Here is a 21997-nt window from a genome sequence, read left to right as displayed (position 1 = left end):
TCCGCAGTCAAATAATGGCGGATATCGGCATAATGTTCCGCAGCCACACGTCCCCGGGACAGCGGTACGCGGCAGCTCCCTTCCCCGCTCTGTCGTTGACGATGATCGTGAGTACGCCGGGCCACTTTGCAAGGAGGAACTCGGACACGCCATCCGTGCCGTACATGGGAAGCAGCCCCTATATACATACGTAAACGTCGATTTGCGCAATGCCGCCGTTTCTTGCAAACAGCATATTCGTTTCTTGGGCGGTAAGCGATGTTCCCTCGCGTGTTTCCGTTTTATTTACACAAATGCTCGGTTTTTCGGCACGGTGATATATGATCGGAGTACCGCACCACGTAAAGCAAAGCGTTTCGTCATCGAAAAATTCCGAAGAACGCAGCAGCGTCGGCGTAAACGAGGCGATTCCGTCTGCAATGTGTACTCCGAGTTCTCCCCACCGTGTGAGGATTTCTTCTTTTACTTGTCCCGTCATACCGGGCTGCTTCGCACCTTGTCCCGACGGCGTGTGCGAGTACGGATCTGCCGGAAATGCACCGTACAATTCCGGCGTTTTATTAAAACCGAGTCCTGATCGAATATCGTAATACGCGTCTACAAGTTCTTTTACCGTATTTTTAGGTACAGCGATACGTTCGGCGCGGAACACCGTTTCCTGTACTGCGAGCAACAGTTTTGAAACCATGTGCCAGTAAATACTGCCGAGACCTTCGTATGCATAAAAAGTTCCCGAGCGTCCCGTAAAATGATGATGACAAAATGTTTTTTCGTATAACCTGTGAAGAAAGTCGATTTCCCGTTTAGTCGGCCGCCCGGGCAGCCTTGCAAGCCGTTCATCCATACACCGGACATTACGGAATTCGGGATTAAAATGATACGTACCGTTGCAGTCTTTCGCAAGAATTTTCGAACCGGTCAAAGCAATAAATTCGGAAATCGGAAGAATATCTTCCTGTACGATGCAATTCTTTTGCATAAACGGAGGAAGTTCTTTATTCGGATAGAGAATATAGGAGTGTTGCCGTGCTTCATATAAGCGGCTTGCTTTGAGTGCCCGTATAAGTGCAAGCGATTCTTCGGGAGAGAGAAAACCGGATGACAGAACGGCGACTTGTCCTTCCAGCATTTCATCGAGCATTTCGATTTCCATACGGTCATCATAAATTTGCAGCACATTGTATGCGTGATACATGCCGTCGCTGCGCTTATTGATTTTTATACAATGCGCAATATGTTTTTTTATTGCGTTCAGCATTTCGATAATCGTTTTTGATGCAAATAATTTTTCAGGACCCGAATAGCCTGCACGGTATAATGCGTTTCGCTCCCGCTCGAAAATTAAACCCGCTTTATCGGTAAAAATTTTCCGTTCAAAAGGATTTGATGCAACGCTTTCAGGATCGGTTTCCGAAAAAAGGGTTCCGAGTTTTATAAAACAGTCTGCAATTTCCCCGGGAAACGGATATGTCTGTGCTTTTGAATCGGAAAATAAATGCAGCAGAAAATCTATATACCGATACACATAGCAGACCGTTACAATCGAAAGACCGTAACCGGCAAGCGCATTATTTGCGTCGTTCCATTCGGGGCGCTGTGTATTCAGCCATATACCGCCGCCGGGAACGAAGTTTGCCGCTTTTGCGATAAGTGCTTGAATCAATTTTGCCGCAAAAGAGATAAGCGTTACTTGACCGAGTTCATCGCACACGAGTTTCGCATCGGAACCGCTTTCGTGCGCTTTTTTGATAAGTAAATCACTGCGTTCTTTGTCGAAGATAATCGTGTCGCGAGGATTTTTTACAATGTCTGTATATGATTTAATTCTGTACGGTACATTTGCACTTACATACAGTTTTTCTCCGAGTGACGCAATCAAATCGCTGCGGTTTACCGCACTGTACAGTTCAAGCAGTTTTTGCATATAGATGATTTGATGATCTCCCCAATAGCCGATATGCGACCATGGATTATCTGCGTCGGGAATTTCCCAATCGATGCCGGTACGAGAAATGCGATACGGATTAAAACCTTCCGGCGTCATCGCGTTGACAAATTTTGCGCACATATGTTTGATGTACTGCGGATATGACCAAGCGAGGGCTTCCCAGTTTTGAAAAATATCGCGCCAATTGCCTTCATAGTTTAAAAGGAGATTTCCGTTTACATCTCTCAGTACAATCGTAAAGCGATTCCACGGACGGCTCGGATCCCCATGTCTGCGCGAAAAAGCAAGCGGCAAGTATTCATAGAAAAGACGCAAAATCTGTACATTTTTTATTTTTTTCACCGCATCATAAAAAACGGAATACGGAACCCACGTGTCGTTTGTGCTTATTACCGATTCTATGTCCCTTGCAATTTTTAAACAACTCTTATTACGCTGTGCAATAAAACCGATAAAATCGGCCGTGTTGATTTTTCCTTCGTTCGGAAAAAAACCTCCGCGCATACAGTTAAACATAACATTTTCCGCGTGATGTACGCAGGTCATCGTATCTGCAGTTTTTTGAATGCCGTCCGCTTCGGCAATGTACGTTGTCATCAGTTCTTTATTTTTTGCAATGTCCGCTTCAAGCGCTGTAACTGCCTTTGTACGGTCTTGGAGCAGCGTTTCAAGTTCGGCGATCTTTACCGCGTCAAGACCGGCATCAAGCACTTGGTACCAGCTTTCGCTTTGCTGCGGTGCAAGTGAAATTGTTTTGCAGATAAATGCGCCCGAACGCTTTCCCTTGATGACCGAAACCGTTTCCACCGTTCCGCTTTGTGCAAACTGTTCGGGTGAATCGATCGAAAGTTTGATTTCGTCGTGTGTTGAAAACCAGCACGTGTTTGCATATAAGCCTTCGTTCGGTTCCGCTTTATCGCTTAGTATCGACGAAACAGAAAACAATCCGAGCTGTGCATGTTTCGTATTATCCAAATCCGTTTTTTTATACGCGTCGAGGAGTTCGCTGTTTGAATTTTGCACATACGCTTCGGTACACGCAGGCATAATATTGCGGCATCCGTCGAGGACGGAAAGCGTTACCGACGTATCGGAAAGGTTGGTAATACTCACTTTTCGTACCAGTCCGAATTGTGCCGACGATGTCCATGCGTAACGGAACGAAAGTTCAAGTGTCTTGTTGATTTCTTCGAACCATACGGATGTACCAAACGTATTTTTATAGATATTGCGTACAATCTGTGCAGCGTATCGTTTTTTTATTGCGGGAGAAAACGATACGAAGGGTTCCCATACCGTTTCCGCATCGTTTTTTGCGATTGCGGTATAAGATCCGGTGTTCGATTTCCCGTCGGAAACTTTATCTGCGGTATAATACGGAAAAATTGCATGATCGCAATCGATTCGTCCGGCCGTGATTCCTCCGTGTGCCCAGCAGAAATTCCACACATCCGAAGCACTCGGTATACTCATAAAAAAATCGTCCATACAGTCGTAGTTTTCTATTTTGTACACGCGCTCGCCGTCAAATTCGGTAAAATATCCTTTACATACTTTTTTCATGCTAAAATCCTCCGTACCGTTTTCTGTTTTGATTGCTCTACGGTAAAGCATGCACCACATACTGTCAATTTTAAAAATCGAAAAACCGAAAAAAACACACCTTTGAGAAATATAACAATCTGGCACTTTCAAAGCGGCGGGGCTATACTGCAAAAGAAACGAGGTACTCATGAAAGAAAAACATATACATCAAACGCATACGAAAATAAAAAAATCGTTTTGGGTGCGGCTCCGCGAAGAGAAGTATTTGCAGGCAATGGCACTCTGCGGTGTTGTATGGATGCTTATATTCAATTATATCCCAATGTACGGAATCCTCATTGCATTTAAAAAAAATTTTATGATAACGACACCGCTGTTCAGTAAAAAATTTTTTGAAACGGCATGGGCGGAATCCTTCGGTTTGCAGCACTTTATTAATTTTTTTCATGATGAAGAGTTTTTAAATATTATGGCAAATACGCTCAGCATCAGCGTGCTTAAACTGCTTATCAATTTTCCGCTGCCTATTGTTTTTGCGCTTATGCTTAATGAAGTACGTAACGCATGGTTTAAAAAATTCGTTCAAACGATTTCATATATGCCGCATTTTTTGTCGTGGGTCGTGCTCGGTGGTATCCTTACTACATGGATGGGTGAATCGGGCTTATTTAATGAAATTCTTATTAAGATCGGCATAATGAAAGAAGGCATTGCGTATTTGGCATATCCGAAATATTTTTGGCCCATCGTTATTTTTTCGGATTTATGGAAAGAACTCGGCTGGAATGCCATCATTTACCTTGCGGCGATTTCCGCAATCGATCAAGAAATGTATGAAGCGGCAAAGATAGACGGCGCTGGGCACATGCGTCAAATATGGTCGATCACGCTTCCGTCAATTGCACCGACGATTACCATTTTGTTTATTTTGCAAGTCGGTTCGCTGCTTAACTCAAACTTCGATCAAATGCTGGTGTTGTGGAATCCGCTCAATGCACCGCGCAGTAATGTCATCGACATTTACGTATATTCAACGGCGATGCGCAGTATGCGGTATGCCTACGCATCGGCAATCGGATTGTTTAAATCGGTCATAGCGTTTATCTTGCTGTTCGGAGCGAATCAAGTTACGAAAAAACTAAACGATACATCGCTGTTTTAGTACGGAGGCGGTATGGAAAAAATCAATAAAGTAAATCAATATACCATATACGATAGAGTTATAACTACTGTGATGATAGTCATCTGCTTTTTTGCGCTTTATCCGGTGTGGTATACGATTATCATTTCTTTTAACGACTCAAACGATGCCATGCTCGGCGGCATCTATTGGCTGCCGCGCAAATTCGGTGTGGAAAGCTATAAAACGGTGTTTCAAGATAAAACGATTATCAATGCATTTATCATTACGATATTGCGTACGGTTATCGGAACAGTGACGAGCGTTGTTTTTACAGCGATGGTTGCATATGCGTTTTCAAAAAAACATATCATGTGCAACAAGTTTTATACGATACTTGGAACCATCACGATGTTTTTCAGCGGCGGTCTCATTCCCTATTTCATTACGTTAAAAAATATCGGGTTATACGATAATTTTCTGGTATACATTATTCCGAGTTTATTCAATTTTTGGAATATGATTATCTTTATGGCATTTTTCCGAGAGCTTCCTGCAGGTCTTGAAGAATCGGCAAAACTCGACGGCGCAAACGATATGACCGTTTTTATCCGTATCGTTATTCCTCTCTCAATGCCGGTACTTGCCACGATCGCGCTTTTTAACGGCGTTGCGCATTGGAATGATTATTTTACCGGTGTCATGTATATTAATAAGGCGGAACTCCAACCGATTCAAACGTATTTGTACCGAATCGTTGCAAGCGCCTCCGCATCAAAAGCGGTCGTGTCTATGCCGATCGGCGTTTCCGCACAGCAGGTAAGCTCTCAGTCGGTTAGGCTTGCTACAATGGTAGTAACAACCTTTCCGATTATATGCATATATCCGTTTTTGCAAAAATATTTTGTAAAGGGAATACTTGTCGGTTCAATCAAAGGATGAACATTTTCGAAGTACGCAAACGGCGGCAAAGAAAATCGATTGGACGGCGGATCCCTTTACGATATCGTATCGATATTGTTGTCATAAAAAATTGGAGGTTGTATGAAAAAAACGAAAACCGTACTGTTATGCGCCGTACTTGCGGCAGCCTTGCTGTCTTGCAGCAAAGGTAATCAAAAATACGGTATAAACAGTGCCGTAAAAGCGGGAACGGCAGTAACACCGGGTTGGACGCTTAATAAAGACATTCCGATTACATTCGATTGGTATATAAACTTCAGCTGGTTTACACGGCACTGGGGCGACTCGATAGTATCAAAATACATTACACAAAAAACCGGCGTCAATGTAAACTTTATCGTTCCTGCAGGAAACGAAGCCGAAAAGCTGAATGCAATGATTGCCGGCGGTGCGCTTCCCGATTTGATTACGCTTGGCTGGTGGGAAGGACAAGTTCCGCTGATGATCGATGCGGAACTCGTTGAACCGCTCGACGAACTTGCAAAAAAATACGATCCGTATTTTTTTACTGCGGCAAACAAAGACAAACTCGCATGGTACACGCAGGCGGACGGTCATCTTTACGGCTATCCGAATGCATCGTTTACTCCTTCAGACTATGAAAAATACGCAGGAAAACTCACTTCGAATGAAACGTTTTTAGTGCGTAAAGATATGTATGAAGCGCTCGGCAGACCGGATATGACGACTCCCGAAGGATTTCTAAAAGCGCTCCGTGAAGCAAAGGCGAAGTATCCCTCGGTAAACGGACAATCGATTATTCCGTTCGGTACGAATGAATTTACCGATACCGGTTGTCCGCAGCTGCAAGCCTATCTCATGCATTTTCTCGCAATCCCTCCTGAAAAAGACGGAGCTTTTGTCAATGCGGAACTCGGTTTGACGGATAATCCCGAATATATGCGATGGATAAAAACTTTCCGTCAAGCACACAGCGAAGGACTTATTCCGACCGATATCTTCGTAGATAAACGCGCTCAAATAGAAGAAAAAGCGGCGCAGGGAAGATATTTTTGTATGCTCTATCAAAACTGGGATATGCAGGCGGCGCAAGATGCGCTGTATGCACGTGATCCGAACGGCATCTACATTGCGGTTGACGGACCTAAAAATACGGCAGGCGACGCACCGACGCTTTCCGGCGGCGGAATTTCCGGATGGACTATTACGCTCATCTCAAAACAGTGTAAAGATAAAGCGCGCGCAATTCAGTTTCTTTCATATCTTATCAGTGAAGAAGGTCAATTCGATACGAATTTCGGCATTAAAGATACAACGTACACAATCGATGGAAACGGTATTCCGCACTTAACGGCTGAAATTGCAGCGTTAAACCGCAATGATAAAAACAAACAGGAAACCGATGTGGGTGTACAATATACATATTGGATGCTCATGGATACCGCATGGCAGGCACAGTGGGGCGTTGAATACTCACCGGCATACGAACAGCCGCAGCTATGGACTCGTCCCTATGTACGCTCCTTTGCGGTGTACGACGGGCTTACGCTTCCGGTCGGTTCCGATGAACAGCTTATTTTCGAAGATATTCAACGGCGCTGGGGCAGAGTCCTTTCAGAGCTTATACGCGCTCCTTCGGAACAAGACTTTGATCGTATTACCGCAGAGTTTAATCGATATAAAAAAGAAAAAGGAATTGACAAAGTGATTGCAGCGCAAACAAAATTGATGAATGCGAATAAAGCAAAACTCGGTATAAAATAATCCGCGAATACGACGGGGATAGCATACCGAAATACGATAGGACACTATGAAAAAACACGGAACTTTTTCGCGGCGGCTCGTACTGGCGTATACCTGCATAGTAGCCATACCTTTGTTTGTTATCGTCGCTTGTACGGTACACGTTGTCCGAAAGCGGCAGTTTTTGAATCTCGCTGCAGCGTGCCGAGCGGTTTCGGAAGAGCATAGAGAACATATCAATAAAAATATCGATTCGTTTTCGCTGCTCGAACGTATGATAAACGGAAACGGTTCTCTTATGTTGTTCTTTTCCATTCCGGAGCGGAGCAACGAAAGCGAAATCATCGAAACGATGATCGCCGAAGGGACGACGATCGAACGGACGCTTTCGGTTATGCCTGAAATTTACGGCCTGCGTGTTTTTGCTGATAATCCGCTCATTTTGGAACGATGGCCGATATTTTTAAATTCATCCCGTACCGATTTGGCGGTACTAAAGGATTGGGAGTTCAACTATATCGCGGAATATCTCGGAAATCTCGATCAACTTAAATTCGAGTCGGTTTGTTCGACGCGGCGCATTATAAAAAACCGGCAGCCGATCGGATACATTCAAATCACTATGAAAATGTCCGATTTTTTTCCGTTTTTATACAAGAATGCCGATACAACCGAACACGATTATATTTTCGAAGAACGGATCGATACTTCGGACGGAACGAAGTCGCTCGTTCCGATTACAAACGAAACCGTTTCGGCACTGCATGGAACACTGGATAAAAAAGATACCGATGCGCTTACCACCCTACTCAATAATTCGAAAAGCCGCTCCGGACAAATGACGCTTACGGCAAACGGCGATACCCGTTTTGCTTCGTACTTCCGCTCGGAAGAACTGGGCATTGTCGCCGTACACACATCCTCGGTAAAAGTCATTCAGCAGAATGTGATGCTCATTGAACTTATTGCCGTCGCGTGTCTTTTACTCACGATTGCTGCAGTATATTTTGTTGTCCGCTTTACGACTGCACGTCTTATGTCCGGTGTATATTCGATTATGTCGGGAATGGAACAAGTAAAACGCGGTGATTTAAACGTTACTATTCCCGTAAACGATACGGACGAAGTAGGCGATGCGCAGGAAACGTTTAATGCAATGACGACACAGCTGCGCGAACAGATCGAACAAATTACGCAGGAAAAACAGCTCATTGCAGATACCGAAATGAAAGCGATGCAAAATCAAATAAACGCACACTTTTTGTACAATGCGCTTGAAACGATAAAAATGCAGGCGGTTATTTCAAATCAGGAAGATATTGCCCAAAGTCTTGCGGTGCTCGGAAAACTTTTACGCTACGGTCTGCGCTGGAGAGTGCATATTGTCACTGTCGCACAAGAACTCGAATACATCCGTGCGTATGTGTATTTGCTCAACATTCGCAACGATTATGTCATTTTACTCAAAACGGAAATCCCCGAAGCATTCCAAAATATCGAAATCCCGAAAATGACTCTGCAGCCCCTCGTAGAAAACGCATTTACACACGGCATAGAGCATAGCGGAAAAGATTCGGTTATCCGCGTATATGCACACGCAGATGCGGACGATCCGGAACGGCTGTGGCTGTGCGTACAGGATTTCGGCTGCGGCATTATGCCGGAAGAACTGAAACAAATCACCGCATATCTCGATGACGATACGTATGAGCGTGATTCAAAGGGAAACATCGGATTAAAAAACATTCAGCAGCGATTAACCGTATTATGCGGCAAAGAATATCGAATCCGCATTTCTTCAACGCCGGGTGCCGGGACGCTTATCTGTGTTCCCGTTCCGCTCACTCCCGATTACACACGTAAAAAAAATCCGTGAATTTTCGGAGGAAGCAGATGGTTACGATTGTCATTGCGGATGATGAAAAATTAATTCGCGCAGGATTAAAAAAGATTTTAACCGCGGCGCTCGATATTCCGCTCAAGATCCTTGAAGCGAAAAACGGAGGAGAAGCGTTTGCGCTGTGCGAAACACAGGAACCGGAATTATTAATCACCGATATTCGTATGCCGGTAATGAACGGCATTGACCTTATGAAAAAAATAGCGACGCTTGAGCACAAGCCGGAAATTATCGTACTCTCAGGCTATGATGATTTTTCATACGCAAAAGCGGCGATTGAAAACAAGGCGACCACATATTTGTTAAAACCGGTTGACAAACACGAACTCATCGACGCGGTACACGACGCGATTTCGATATCGCAAAAAAAAATTAAGCGGCATAACGAGCAGCTGCTCCGGGCGGTAATCAACGAGGGGCGCATAAACGGTGCGGCAGCCCGTTTTAATTTCGGACAGGGCTTATACTACGTTTCCATTGCAGGGCACGAATGCATGAAAACGATAGAACGGGAACTGCTCTATGCAACATATTACGTGATGGAACAAAAAAAAGATTACGTGAGCATCGCGCTTGCGTACGAAGGCAAACCGATCACGTATGATAAAACACTGCTTCATTCTTTTGTCGTCGGCGTAAGCGCTGCGGCAAACAACTTTTCAATGATACGTATCAGTAAGCGTCAATCATATACTGCATGTATGCAGGCATTTTTTAACGAAGCGGACGGTTCTCCCGCTCCGCACATCCGGTACGGAATTTTTCGGTATCAAGGATCGGAACCGGAGCATGATTTTTCCGCCGTCGACAAAGCCTATGACCGCTTTGTAAGCATTGTCGATATTGCCTCCCCCGAAGAAGCACGGAGTGCCGTCGATGCGTTGTTTGATTTTTCCGGTACGACAGCCGCAGAAAACGCCGAACGTTTATATCACTTATACACAAAAATCGTAAACAATCTGTTTACACAGTTTTCGGCTCAAAACGAAAGCGACATGTACTTGCATTTGAAAAGTATTATGATAGAAAGCATATATAGATGTACGGATATTCGGTATTGGATAAGCGCAGTACGCAATTATGCGCTTTATCTGAACGCATTGCTCATACAAAAAAATGCAAAAGAATACCCGTATATTTCCGACGCGATCGAATATGTTAAAACGCATTATACGAAAAACATCAACATGGCGATGGTTGCAAATCAAGTATCGGTCAATTACACATGGTTTTCGGAAAAGTTCAAAGAACACACCGGCGTCAATTTTAACGAGTACTTAAAACGTTTACGTATCGAAGAAGCAAAGCGTTTGCTTGAAAAAGGATGTTATAAAGTATATGAAGTTGCGCAGCGTTCCGGATTCGGCGACATAAAATATTTTATGAAAGTATTTCGTGAAAATACGGGTATGTCGCCGTCCGAATGGAAAAACAAGCATGCGAATCGATAAAAAACGAAAAAAATCGACCTTTTTGAAAATCTTCATTCTACAAAAGTAAAATTTTTGGGGCTATACTGGACTGAACGGAACACGGTAACCCCTACCGTCCGATTTTATACAGTTTTAGTTTCCACGGAGGATCTGCATGAAAAGACTCTTCAAAAGTGTGTACATCTGTACAGCGGCGGCGCTGCTGTGTACATCGTGCCTTACCGTATATGCAAAAAAAATCGTCGATCCGCCCTATGTGCCTAAAGAGGATGCATATGCAGATGCAGGCGAACAGGAAAAGCGATTTTACGTGTATTATTCGGCAAAAACGAAACCTGTCATAGACGGAAATTTTTCCGAATGGAACGGTCTCGAAGGTGTTCATACGCGCCGCGTCATATACGGCGGTTCGTTTAATCCGAAAAATACGGACGGTTTTTTTACGACGCGCGCGGATAACGAATTTTTGTATCTCTATGCGGATATCACGGACGACGAACCACAGGAAAATCAGTTTCCCGCACCGCAGGCGTGGCGCGACGATTCGATCGAATTCTTTTTCGGTACGGATACGAGCCGCCATACATCGTATAAAACCACCGATCATCGCATACGCATAGTACCGCAAAGCAAAAAAAATAAGTTCGTATACGATGCAGGTGTAGATGATGTGTCGATGAAGGAAAATATTAAAGCGGCTGTCGTGTATTCGGAACACGGGTACAAAGTGGAAGCGGCGATTCCGTTTTCACTTTTAGGTATCACAAAGCTTAAAATAGGACAGCCGGTACGCGGCGACTTCCAAATCAACGATGCGGACAACGGCAAAGAACGTTCGCGTCTCGTGCTGTGGAACAGCGTAAAAGACAATCCGTATGCCGACGCAAGCGTATGGGGAAACGGCATTGTAGCGGCATTGCCGTAAGGGGTAGCATAATGAAGAAAAAATACGGTATTGCAGCGATTATACTCATTATCGGAAGCGTTTTATGCGCAAAAACCATCAGCGTACAAAAAAACGATAAAGGATGGCGTTTGCTTGACGGCACAAAAGAAGTGGAAGTAAAAGGCGTCGTATGGGCATATACGCCGATCGGAGAAACGTTTTCATACGATTTATGGTCAAAGAGCGACGAATTCATTCAGCGCATGATAGACACCGATATGATACTGCTCAAAGCGATGGGTGTGAACGCGATCCGTTGCTTTTACGAGATTCCGCCGAAATGGGTCGAATACATTTACACAAAATACGGCATTTATTCAATCGTCAATAATATGCTCGGCCGCTACGGCATAACGGTGCGCGGTACATGGTATCCCAACACGGACTATTCCGACTTATACACGCGTGAAACGCTTATCGCAATGGCAAAAGAAACCGCCGAAAAATTCCGCGGTGTAAACGGCGTACTCATGTATATGTTCGGCAACGAAAGCAATTACGGACTCGTATGGTCAACGACGGAGATCGAAAATCTTCCGGTGGGAGAACAAAACACGCTCAAAGCGGGCTATCTGTACAGCGTCCTTGAAGAAGCGATGAAAGTTTGTAAAGAGATCGATCCCGATCGTCCCGTCGGTATAGTCAACGGCGATACGCAGTATTTGGAATTGATAAAAACCTTGTGCCCTTCGCTCGAAATTTTCGGTGTCAATGCATACCGCGGCTATAAATTCTACGATTCGTTCTATGAAAATATTGCGGATATACTCGATAAACCGGTCATGCTCACCGAAGCGGGTGCCGATGCGTACAATGCAGTGCGCCGTCAAGAAGATCAATACGCCCAAATGGTATATTTGCAAACACAGTGGGAAGAAATTTATCAACAGGCATACGGTAAGGGGCGTTCGCAAAACGTTATCGGCGGATTTGTCTTCGAATGGATCGATGAATGGTGGAAACAGTTTCAAAATAAAGAACTCGATATTCACAATGAAAACGGCACGTGGGCAAACTCCGGTTACGATTTGGATTACCGCGACGATGTAAATAATATGAATGAAGAGTGGTTCGGTATTTGCGCGCAGAGTAAAATCACCGACCGCGGCATTCATCGGCGCATTCCGCGCGCTGCGTACTATATGCTTGCGGATGCATGGAAACTGTCGCTGTATAATTCTACAAATCAGGAAATAGAAAAAACCTTTACATCGCTTAACACCGGATTGTACCTGGCAAACGGCAACGAACAGTCAATCAAAGAAACGCTCAACGAAAAAAAATTCGTCACGATCGATAAACTCGATGCAAGCGTATATGCGGTTACTCCGGTGTCGATCCAAAAACTCGGAGATGCGATCAAGGCCGGTAAAAGTTTTAAAGAGGCGTTAAATTATAAAGGAAGCGATGATAAAGTAAATAAACCGCACGTAAGCGCAGAAATATCGCTCGGACTTACGATTCGTCCGTTTGAAAATTTTTCCGGTTCCGTACTGCTCAAAGCATGGACGGACGAACCGTATACGAATCTTGCAGAGGCCAATCCGCGCTATTATAAAACGGGCGATGAATCTTCTTCAAATCCGAAAAACAACCGTCAACTGCAATACGTCGATGTGTATGCCGCATCGTTCAATTATACAAATCCGTATTTCGATCTGAACGGCTACTATCATACCGGACACGGGAACTTCGAAACTTCGGGCGATGTATTTAATATCGCACGAGAATGCTGGTATATGGAAGGCGTCGACAAATACGGCACTTGGGGTTCAAAGGCTCCGATCGCTGCGGAATTTATCGGAAAAGAAGTGCTTAAAGGTCTGACCGTTATAGGAGGACCGGAAATTTGGGAAGGTGCACCGCCCCAGCTTTTGATCAACTACTTTCACGTATTTTCAAAAAAGCCGTCCTGGCTTTCGCGGCTTGCAGCAGGCCTTACCTATACGGAAGAATTCGGTTCTTCCGTAAATATCAACTTCGATCCCTATAACGGATTCGGTTCGGGACGTAAAGCGTCGCTGTACGGCGAAGCGGGAATTGCTCCCTGGGTAACGCTTAAGTTAGGTCTGCTGCATGCGGGGTCTGAAAAAGTGGGGGCACAATACACGTCGACAAAGGGTACGACAAAAAAGATTACCTATGCTGACACGCTCGGCGGGTATATGCAGGCGGGTACGAATATGTTTCAGCACCTGTATATTTACACGAACGTATTGTACCGCGGACTTGCCGCCGAAACAAATCCTGAAACCGTGCGAGGCAGTTTTTTTACCGGAGATGCCGGCTCGGGTAACCGCTTTGAAGTGCAAGTCGGTGCGGATGCGATTTTCGGAGACTTTGTAATTCGTCCGATAATCCGCGCACGGACGCCGCTTGAAAGAGCGAACGGACGCTCTTTGCTGAAAGGTTCGCCGTTTATTGTCGATTCATTTAATCGGGAAGCGCTTGAAGTAGAAGCGGTATTTACTTACGATCCGGAAGGAGCAACGTGGTATCACGAGTGGAACAATAACGATGTCGAAGGAGCGAATTTTGCGGTTTCCCTTACGGGAAAATACACGCTGTTTGCCGGACGAACGGATATCATTCCGTTTAAGAGCGATACGTGGAATAAGCTTTCGAATGCCGACGGTTCGTCGACAAGCGATTATGTGTGGTACGACAGCCCCGCCCCGCTTCCGCTCCAGTGGAATTTGTGGCAGATAGGTACGCGCATCGTATCAAATCCGCTGCCCGATTTGCGTATTATCGGTACGGCCGGCGGCGGCTGTCTCGGTTCGGTTACGGGTACGTACGAAGACAGACCGGAAAAAGTGTACTTTGCGAATATGGGCATCGCCGCGCGCTACGGTCATTGGATCGGTTCATTCAACTGTCAAGTCAACACGTGGGGACAGGAATATTGGTGGAAATATTTTAACCGCATATTCCCGTTCCAATACGTGTTCGACGCTGCATACAGCTTTAAACCGAATCCGTCATTTATTTTTCCCGAAAAACGTATCGGCATAAAAATCGCGGGGCGTACATTCGGAAAACACAGCGCCGACCCGTACGGCGCGCTGCCGAAAGGTGCAACGATGGACGGATCTTCATACATGGAGCTTACCGCATACTTTAATATAGGGTTATAATTATGCGCATACGATACATTTCCGTACTGCTGTGTGCCGCGATGTACATATCGTGCATATTTTTGCCGGGACAGGAAAATGCCGTTTCAAATAATAATCCTTCTCCGGGGGACGGCGTTTTTACGGGAACGCCGCCTCAGACAAAACACGGCAAAACGCTTGTATGGAATGATGAGTTTACGGTATCGGGTACTACCGATTCATCAAAATGGAAATACCAAGTCGGAAACGGCAATTGGGGCTGGGGCAACGGAGAGTTTCAATATTATACCGATAATACTTCCGTTGCCGACACCGCACGGGTTGCAAACGGCATGCTTATCATAAAGGCATATCACGACGGTATACAGTGGAAAAGCGCGCGTTTAAATTCCAAACAGAGCTGGACCTACGGCTATATTGAAGCGCGGCTTAAAATAACCGACAGAAAAGGCGCATGGCCTGCGTTTTGGATGATGCCGAAAACAAGCGCCTACGGTACGTGGCCGAAAAGCGGCGAAATAGACATTATGGAAAATGCTCCGTCCCATCCCGCTTTGGGGCCTCACCGCGTATTCAGCACGCTTCATGCACAGGGACACTCCGGCGGCAACGGTAAAGGCATAGGCAATAAAACATATTCAAACAACCTCTTTAACGAGTGGCATACCTTCGGCGTTAAATGGGAAGCGGATAAAATCACCGCGTATTACGACGATGTGGAAATGGATTCGTATACAAACGACAATACGTGGCAAAACTATCCGTACGACAAAGATTTTTACATCATATTGAATCTTGGGATCGGCGGCACTCTCGGCGGCGGGCCGTATACGGACGGTCCGAATGCCGACGTAGAAAGTCTAAAGGGAAGCGACGTGCTTTTTCTTGTCGATTGGGTACGCGTGTACCAGTAAAGCGAAAAAATCACACTGTACTAAAATTTGTCATAGTTTCTTTCTCAAAAAAAATCACTTACACTATAATAGAGTGCTGTAAGGTGCGGCGTACCGAAACGTCGGAGCAGTGTTCCTCGTGCAAAGTACGCACACGGTTAAAACTTTTCGGAACTTGATTCGAAGCCGCGGACACGCAGAATCGGTTCTTTGCAGAACGAGGCGCAAGTTTTTATTTCCTACCAAAAATATTTTAATGAGGAGGAGTTGTATGAAAAAAGCTAAGATGATCGCATTCTTTATGTCGGCTGTTTTGGCGTTTTCTTTTCTCGGATGTACTAACGGCAGTGACGGGTCGGATACCGGCAATTCGGGAGGAACCTTGCCCGGTAACGACGGGTGGACATTCTACAAAAATACTGCTTATAACATATTCAGACTTACCGCACTTGAGGGAAACTATACGTTCGACCCTGCAAGCGAGCGGCCGCGTTTTACCGTCACGGAAGCGCCCGGCAGCAGCGGTACGGTACGTTGTGCGCTTGAATCGGTCAATGCTGCAAAGTCATTCGACTTTACCGGCGTCGCAAACCTTACTTTCCAAATACGCGGTACTATAGATACCAAAGCGCTCTGCCTCGCCGTACAGGAAAAATCGGATACGGTATTTCCGGGAAGAACGGCGCTGTCGGACACTATTGATGCGATAAGCGAAAGCGAGTGGACAACCGTTAATCTTGCCCTCTCTATTCCGGACTCAGACAAAAAACAGATCAAATATGCGTGTCTGTTGATCGTTTCAAACGAATGGGGCGGCGTATGCAATACGGGCGATTGGTTCGAAATAAAAAATCTCGATTGGACTGATGCAGCCGGGCAATCGCAGCTTTTAAGTCTTGTTGCGGAAACGGGCGGCGAAACAGGAGAAGATCCCTCAGGCTCCACGCAATGGGTTGCCGTCAGAGATATAGAGTATCTTGATGCGGCAGGACAGAGCGTATCCCTCACCTACTCAAGCGGCGCGAGCGGAAATCCTTTCGGCGACTGGGGCGCATTCTTTGCAGATACGACGCACGATCCCATCGACTTACAGATTTGGCAAGGTCTCAGTGCGGATACACCGAATGCGGATGACGGCATAAAATTTGCAATAGATCCCGGCGCTGCGTGGTTCGGTGCGGCGATCGTACAAGATCCTGCCGTGGGGCCGACCGACGGTACTTGCGTATTTTACGATATGTCGCGCGTTGCAAAAATCAGATTAAAAGTGCGTGGTGGCGAAGAGCTGCAAATATGGGCGGGCGCAAGCGATACAAACGCATCCGCACATTTAAAAAAACAACTCATCGATGTGACAACCGGTTGGAAAACCGTTGAAATCCCCATTACCGGTGTCGCACAAGCATATTCGATTTTTGCGTTCGGCAACGGGAAAAACTGGATGCTGTGCAAAAATCCCGCATACGATATATTCGATATTCAAGTGTGGGGAGACGGCGGCGGAACTTTCGATTTTGTAAATAAAGCCGATTGTTCGCGCTTTACCGTTAAAACAAAGGGAAGCGCAGCCGGAAATAAATGGGTCGGCGGCGGGCTGGTACCTGTCGAAACCGGAAAAGTGTTCGATTTTTCCGCAGTACGCAAGATGACATTTGAAATTCGCGGTACGATAGATCCCGCATCGCTGTGTCTCGGCGTACAGGCGCGCGGAAACGAACTTATCTATCCGGCAAAAGCGGCGCTTTCAACGACGGCAGCCCTTACATCGCTCAGCGAAACGAACTGGACGACCCTTACCTTTGACATCGCGAGAGCCGCTTCGTTGGATATTATCAATGCATATATGCTCCTGATATCGGAAGATTTCGGTACGTTCAACGAAGGCGATTGGTTTGAAATAAAAAATCTCGATTGGACGGACGACGCCGGCACTTCGGTTCCGTTAACGCTCAAAGATCAAACGCCCGAAGCTCCGGTACCGGAACCGGAGGGCGAATGGGTCGCGTTTAAAGACATTACGTATTACGACGCGGGCGGCAACAGCATCGCCTTGCAGTACGACGGAACTCCTTCTTCAGATACGATCGGCGACGGCTGGGGCGCGTTGTTTACGAACCGAAGCCATAACCCCGTCGATTTGCAAGTATGGGGAAAGGACGGCAGCCCTACGTTTGAAGTAAAAACGGGAAGCGCGGGAATCAACGACACCTACGGTATGGTAGTCAATATTCTTACGGACTCCGGATGGTACGGCGGCGCGATCGTAGAAAACAATGCAAATCCTGCGACAAGCAGTACATATTACAATATGTCGAACGTGAAAAAAATCACGCTCAAAGTAAAATCAAATAAAGCGCGCAGGATTTGGGTAGGCGCAAGCAATAAAAATGCAACGGACGATTTAGGCAGAATATACGCCGACGTCGGACCGGACGCTTGGGAAGAGGTTGAACTGCAGACTGCTTTCGTACAAAGAGCATGGACACCTTTCGCATTCGGCGGAAACGTAGTGAGCGACGCGCCTCCTCCCGAACCGACGGGCGAATGGGTTGCATTTAAAGACATCACGTATCTTGCCGCCGACGGTACGGCTGTCGCATTAAAATACAAAGATGTAAACGAAACGCAGGTGATCGATACCGGCTGGGGTGCATTGTTTACAAATCCCGATCACAACCCCGTCGATTTGCAAATATATCAAGCGTGCAGCGTACCTTCCGGTACGGCAGGCGTAAACAATACCTACGGCATGGTAGTCAATATTACGAATCCTACAACGTGGTTCGGCGGCGCGATCGTACAAAACCCCGGTACAGCTGCAGGAAATTCGAACTGCATATATTACGATATGTCGGCGGTACGGAAAATCGTTTTTAAAGTCAAAAGCAATAAAAACCGGAAAATATGGGCGGGCGCAAGCAATGCGGATACTGCAGACACGCTTGCAAAACAAACTTTCGATGTGACGACGGACTGGCAGACAAAAACGATGGATATTACCGGTGTCGCACAAGCGTATGCGATCTTCGGTTTCGGCGGCGGTGTCGGCTGGGAGCTTTGTAAAGATCCTTTTTACGATATATTCAACCTGCAAATATGGGGCGGCGGTGCAGGCGGTTTCGGTATGCAGCAGTATGGCGGTTATTCGCGCTTTACCGTTACACGATACGGCGGCGGCTGGGTCGGCGGCGGTTTAGTCAGACAGAATATGTCAAAATTCTTTGACTTAACCGGTGTCAAAAAAATGACGTTCAAAATACGCGGGAAGGTAAATACAAAAGCTTTGTGTTTAGCCGTACAGGTGAGTCAAAACGAGATATATCCCAGAAAGAACTCGTTATATAACGCTGGGTATACTTCCCTGAGCGAAACGGACTGGACTTCAGTAACGTTCGATGTTTCCGGTGCCGAACCCAAAAATGTAATAAATGTCTTTATGCTTATTTTTGCAAAAGATTGGGGCGGCGATTATGCAATAGGAGATTGGTTCGAAATCAAAGACTTGGACTGGACGGATGATGCGGGAAATTCGATCAAAATCAAGTATCGGTAGTATAGGGAGGCTGTATGAAAAAAGCTAAGATGATTGTATTGTTTGTATCGGCTGTTTTGGCGTTTTCTTTTTTCGGATGCAATAACGGCAGCGACATAGCCGAGACCGGCAATCTCGGAGGAGGAGGCAACACCGGCGGAGGCGGAGGTAATTACGTACCGCCCAATATTGCGGGGGAATGGGTGCAGTTTAAAGACATCGCTTATTTTGATGAAAGCGGCAATTCTGTTGCCTTGCAATTTTCCGACAATCCTTCGGGAGAAACGATCGGTGACGCATGGGGCGCTTTGTTTGCAAACGGCGGTCATAATCAGATCGATTTGCAAATATGGCAAACCGAAAGCGGCGATGCTACGTTTACCCTTGAATCAAGCGATATAAATGAAGAGGGTATGCTATGTACGGCTGCGTATTCAAATTGGTTCGGCGGCGCAATCGTACAAAACCCTGCGACAAAACCGACAGACGCCGATTGCACATTTTATGATATGTCGGCAGTACGGAAAATCGTTTTTAAAGTGCGCGCAAGTATACCGATCAAAATATGGGCGGGCGCAAGCAATAAAAATGCAAGCGACGGTTTTAAACAGCAGGATGTGAATGTTACTGTCGACTGGCAGGAAGTAACGGTTCATATGGTCGGCGTACAAAAAGCATTTGCAATCTTTGCATTCGCATGGGAAAGCGACGATGTTTCTACACCTCTTACCATCGGCGACGGTTGGGGAAATACGTTCACAAACCGCAATCACAATCCGTTTGCAGTGCAGATTTGGACGGATCCGTCGGGTAATCTTACATTCGGTTTCGGTGCAAGCGATATTTCCGCGACCGAAGGCGTACAATTTACCGCAACGGCAGAAGGTGAAAATGCCGAATGGTTCGGCGGCGCATTCGTACAAGATCCGGCAAGAGATCCGAAAAAAGCGATTTGTTACGATATGTCATCCGTCGTAAAGATCCGATTTGAAGCACAGGCAAGCAAAGCTATAAACATTTGGGCGGGTACCACAGACAACAACCATTCGTCTTCGTTTAATAAAAGCCATCGCTTTGACGTTACGACAAGCTGGCAAAGCTTTGAGTTCAGCTGTACGAGTATTCCAAAATCCTTTGCACCTTTCGGCTTTGCCGACGACGCAAAACCGCGCGATTTTACGGCAGGAGACTGGATACGATTCCGAAATATCGATTTTCTCGACAAAAACGGACACAGCGTTGCATTAAAATGGGTAAAATAATACGAGGAGCGGGTCGGAAAAAATCATACTTTTTTGAAAAAAATCTTACTTTTATTTTTTCCGTACCCGTGTAAAATTAAAGCCATACTACTTTATGGAGGAATGGAGGAATTATGAAATTAATAAAAAAATGCATTGTGATTTTTATTTTAGCTTTATCGGCAGCCGCTTTTATCGGTTGCGACGCAAATGACGTGAGCGCAAACAATCCTGCAGGCGGAGGTTCGGGCGGAGGCTCGGGAGGCGGCGACGATCCTTCCTTACAACAGACATGGCTTGCCATAAAAGACATCGAATATCTTGATGCAAGTAATAATCCGCTTACATTGCAATGGATAAATCATACGGACGAAACGGCAACAATGGGCAACGGCTGGGGCGCGCTCATGAAAAACAATACGCAGCACGATGTAGCCGATTTTCAAATCTGGAATCACGATCCCAGTTTTGACGCAAGTTTTACGGACGAATACGGTATGAAACTCGTGTTCAATAGTAAAAAGAATTGGGTCGGCGGCGCATTTATAGTCAATAAACAGGCAAATAATAATACCGAAGGATATTATGATATGAGCGCCGTAAAAAAAATTACCTACAAAGTATGCGGCTCGAGCGCATATAAAATATGGGTCGGAGCGAGTACGACTGCAAACAGCAGTGCACCGGATTCTATTACGCACAATGCAGTAAATGTTACAACCGAATGGCAGGAAAAAGAATTTAACATTACCGGCGTCAGTCCTGCGTGGACTATGTTTGCGTTTGCCTGCGAAAGCATACCCGGCAACACTATCGATTACGATGCGGTTATCGGCGACGGGTGGCAAAATTTGTTCAAATCTCAAGCGCACTCCGCAATCGATTTCCAAATTTGGGCAAATACGATGAATACAAGCGGAGGAATATTCGATAGCGACGGTGCGTTGAAGTGCGTTAAAGCGACGGGTCAGTCTTGGATGGGCGGAGCTTTTGTGCAAAACATTGAGACACAGCCGAACAAAAGCTATACATACGATACATCTCGTGTCGCAAAGGTTACCTTTGAAGCAAAATGCGAGAAAAAAAATGGACAGCAAATATGGGCGGGTGTCGGCAATACCAAGCCCGGTCAGGGTACTCAGTTTAACGAGTCATTAAAATTTACATTGAGCAATACGGCCTATCAAACATTTACCATACCGAAAACAGGCAATATTCCCGATGAGGCATGGGCAATATTCGGTTTCGGCGGAAGCGGTATGAAAAACGGTGAAACAATTTACATCAAAAATATCATCTATTACGATGCCGGGGGCAACGAGCTTGACATAAAATACAAACGATAAACTATCGACGTATTACGATAACATATTTTGGTCAGCGGAGAACAGCTTGCATCGTCAGTACGTTCGTATGGACGATGCAAGTTTTTTTAAGGGGGAATCACATGGAACAAAAAGAACAACAAACGGACGATCAAGAAGCAACACTCAGTGACGACGAAATGGAAAAAATACTTGAACTCGTTACGGAGTTTCGGTAAGGTTGATCCTACTTTCGTTTTTGCGTAAAACGACTGCCGCCTTCAAACCTTGTGCTTATCCGCAAAAGCACCGCACGTGCGTACGGTGCTTTCGGTTTTTCAAGATTTAA

General features: G+C 45.7%; 13 protein-coding genes. 11 read left to right on the top strand and 2 right to left on the bottom strand.

Annotated features, from left to right (window positions below; all coding sequences use genetic code 11):
• Positions 1 to 7 precede the first annotated feature (7 nt).
• Positions 8 to 166, bottom strand: coding sequence for a hypothetical protein (locus IZU26_RS11310; RefSeq protein WP_433279121.1), 159 nt, complete (start codon positions 164 to 166; stop codon positions 8 to 10).
• Between the two features lie 12 nt (positions 167 to 178).
• Positions 179 to 3511 (bottom strand): hypothetical protein, encoded by a 3333-nt coding sequence (locus IZU26_RS11305; RefSeq protein ID WP_433279119.1) that lies wholly within the window; start codon positions 3509 to 3511, stop codon positions 179 to 181.
• A gap of 169 nt (positions 3512 to 3680) precedes the next feature.
• Here IZU26_RS11305 and IZU26_RS11300 point away from each other — a divergent pair, with 169 nt between their 5' ends.
• The 11 genes from IZU26_RS11300 to IZU26_RS11250 all read left to right on the top strand — a co-directional run bounded on the left by IZU26_RS11300 (position 3681) and on the right by IZU26_RS11250 (position 21690).
• On the top strand, positions 3681 to 4655 hold the full coding sequence (locus tag IZU26_RS11300; RefSeq protein WP_433279117.1) for an ABC transporter permease: 975 nt from the start codon (positions 3681 to 3683) through the stop codon (positions 4653 to 4655).
• Between the two features lie 12 nt (positions 4656 to 4667).
• A complete protein-coding gene (locus tag IZU26_RS11295; protein WP_433279115.1) occupies positions 4668 to 5555 on the top strand; it encodes a carbohydrate ABC transporter permease in 888 nt (295 codons plus the stop codon).
• A gap of 102 nt (positions 5556 to 5657) precedes the next feature.
• The gene (locus IZU26_RS11290) at positions 5658 to 7301 is read left to right on the top strand and encodes an extracellular solute-binding protein (protein ID WP_433279113.1); all 1644 of its coding nucleotides are present in this window, start codon (positions 5658 to 5660) and stop codon (positions 7299 to 7301) included.
• Between the two features lie 46 nt (positions 7302 to 7347).
• Entirely contained in the window at positions 7348 to 9156 is a 1809-nt protein-coding gene (locus IZU26_RS11285) for a sensor histidine kinase (protein WP_433279111.1), read from the top strand.
• Between the two features lie 17 nt (positions 9157 to 9173).
• The gene (locus IZU26_RS11280) at positions 9174 to 10631 is read left to right on the top strand and encodes a response regulator transcription factor (protein ID WP_433279109.1); all 1458 of its coding nucleotides are present in this window, start codon (positions 9174 to 9176) and stop codon (positions 10629 to 10631) included.
• Positions 10632 to 10767: 136 nt separating this feature from the next.
• Positions 10768 to 11538, top strand: a complete 771-nt coding sequence (locus IZU26_RS11275; RefSeq protein WP_433279107.1) for a sugar-binding protein — start codon at positions 10768 to 10770, stop codon at positions 11536 to 11538.
• A gap of 11 nt (positions 11539 to 11549) precedes the next feature.
• Positions 11550 to 14696: a glycoside hydrolase family 2 TIM barrel-domain containing protein gene (locus IZU26_RS11270; RefSeq protein WP_433279105.1), complete on the top strand. Its 3147-nt coding sequence runs from the start codon at positions 11550 to 11552 to the stop codon at positions 14694 to 14696.
• Between the two features lie 2 nt (positions 14697 to 14698).
• Entirely contained in the window at positions 14699 to 15592 is an 894-nt protein-coding gene (locus tag IZU26_RS11265; protein ID WP_433279103.1) for a glycoside hydrolase family 16 protein, read from the top strand.
• 250 nt (positions 15593 to 15842) lie between these two features.
• Positions 15843 to 19124, top strand: a complete 3282-nt coding sequence (locus IZU26_RS11260) for a hypothetical protein (RefSeq protein ID WP_433279101.1) — start codon at positions 15843 to 15845, stop codon at positions 19122 to 19124.
• Between the two features lie 14 nt (positions 19125 to 19138).
• Complete coding sequence (locus tag IZU26_RS11255) at positions 19139 to 20365, top strand: hypothetical protein (RefSeq protein WP_433279099.1); 1227 nt, start codon at positions 19139 to 19141, stop codon at positions 20363 to 20365.
• 113 nt (positions 20366 to 20478) lie between these two features.
• Positions 20479 to 21690 carry a hypothetical protein gene (locus IZU26_RS11250; protein WP_433279097.1) on the top strand — a complete coding sequence of 404 codons (1212 nt, stop codon included), beginning with the start codon at positions 20479 to 20481 and terminating at the stop codon, positions 21688 to 21690.
• Positions 21691 to 21997: the final 307 nt, after the last annotated feature.

This window comes from Treponema sp. SP13, assembly GCF_050938355.1.
In the GTDB taxonomy this organism is placed as follows: Bacteria; Spirochaetota; Spirochaetia; order Treponematales; family Treponemataceae; genus Treponema_D; species Treponema_D socranskii.
The sequence above is the reverse complement of the archived record's forward strand: the minus strand, read 5'-3'. Positions and strand labels throughout refer to the sequence as shown.

Excerpts from the sequence above, each read along its gene's own strand:
- IZU26_RS11310 (WP_433279121.1), bottom strand. The coding sequence starts at position 166 with ATGTACGGCACGGATGGCGTGTCCGAGTTCCTCCTTGCAAAGTGGCCC.
- IZU26_RS11305 (WP_433279119.1), bottom strand. The coding sequence starts at position 3,511 with ATGAAAAAAGTATGTAAAGGATATTTTACCGAATTTGACGGCGAGCGC.
- IZU26_RS11300 (WP_433279117.1), top strand. The coding sequence starts at position 3,681 with ATGAAAGAAAAACATATACATCAAACGCATACGAAAATAAAAAAATCG.
- IZU26_RS11295 (WP_433279115.1), top strand. The coding sequence starts at position 4,668 with ATGGAAAAAATCAATAAAGTAAATCAATATACCATATACGATAGAGTT.
- IZU26_RS11290 (WP_433279113.1), top strand. The coding sequence starts at position 5,658 with ATGAAAAAAACGAAAACCGTACTGTTATGCGCCGTACTTGCGGCAGCC.
- IZU26_RS11285 (WP_433279111.1), top strand. The coding sequence starts at position 7,348 with ATGAAAAAACACGGAACTTTTTCGCGGCGGCTCGTACTGGCGTATACC.
- IZU26_RS11280 (WP_433279109.1), top strand. The coding sequence starts at position 9,174 with ATGGTTACGATTGTCATTGCGGATGATGAAAAATTAATTCGCGCAGGA.
- IZU26_RS11275 (WP_433279107.1), top strand. The coding sequence starts at position 10,768 with ATGAAAAGACTCTTCAAAAGTGTGTACATCTGTACAGCGGCGGCGCTG.
- IZU26_RS11270 (WP_433279105.1), top strand. The coding sequence starts at position 11,550 with ATGAAGAAAAAATACGGTATTGCAGCGATTATACTCATTATCGGAAGC.
- IZU26_RS11265 (WP_433279103.1), top strand. The coding sequence starts at position 14,699 with ATGCGCATACGATACATTTCCGTACTGCTGTGTGCCGCGATGTACATA.
- IZU26_RS11260 (WP_433279101.1), top strand. The coding sequence starts at position 15,843 with ATGAAAAAAGCTAAGATGATCGCATTCTTTATGTCGGCTGTTTTGGCG.
- IZU26_RS11255 (WP_433279099.1), top strand. The coding sequence starts at position 19,139 with ATGAAAAAAGCTAAGATGATTGTATTGTTTGTATCGGCTGTTTTGGCG.
- IZU26_RS11250 (WP_433279097.1), top strand. The coding sequence starts at position 20,479 with ATGAAATTAATAAAAAAATGCATTGTGATTTTTATTTTAGCTTTATCG.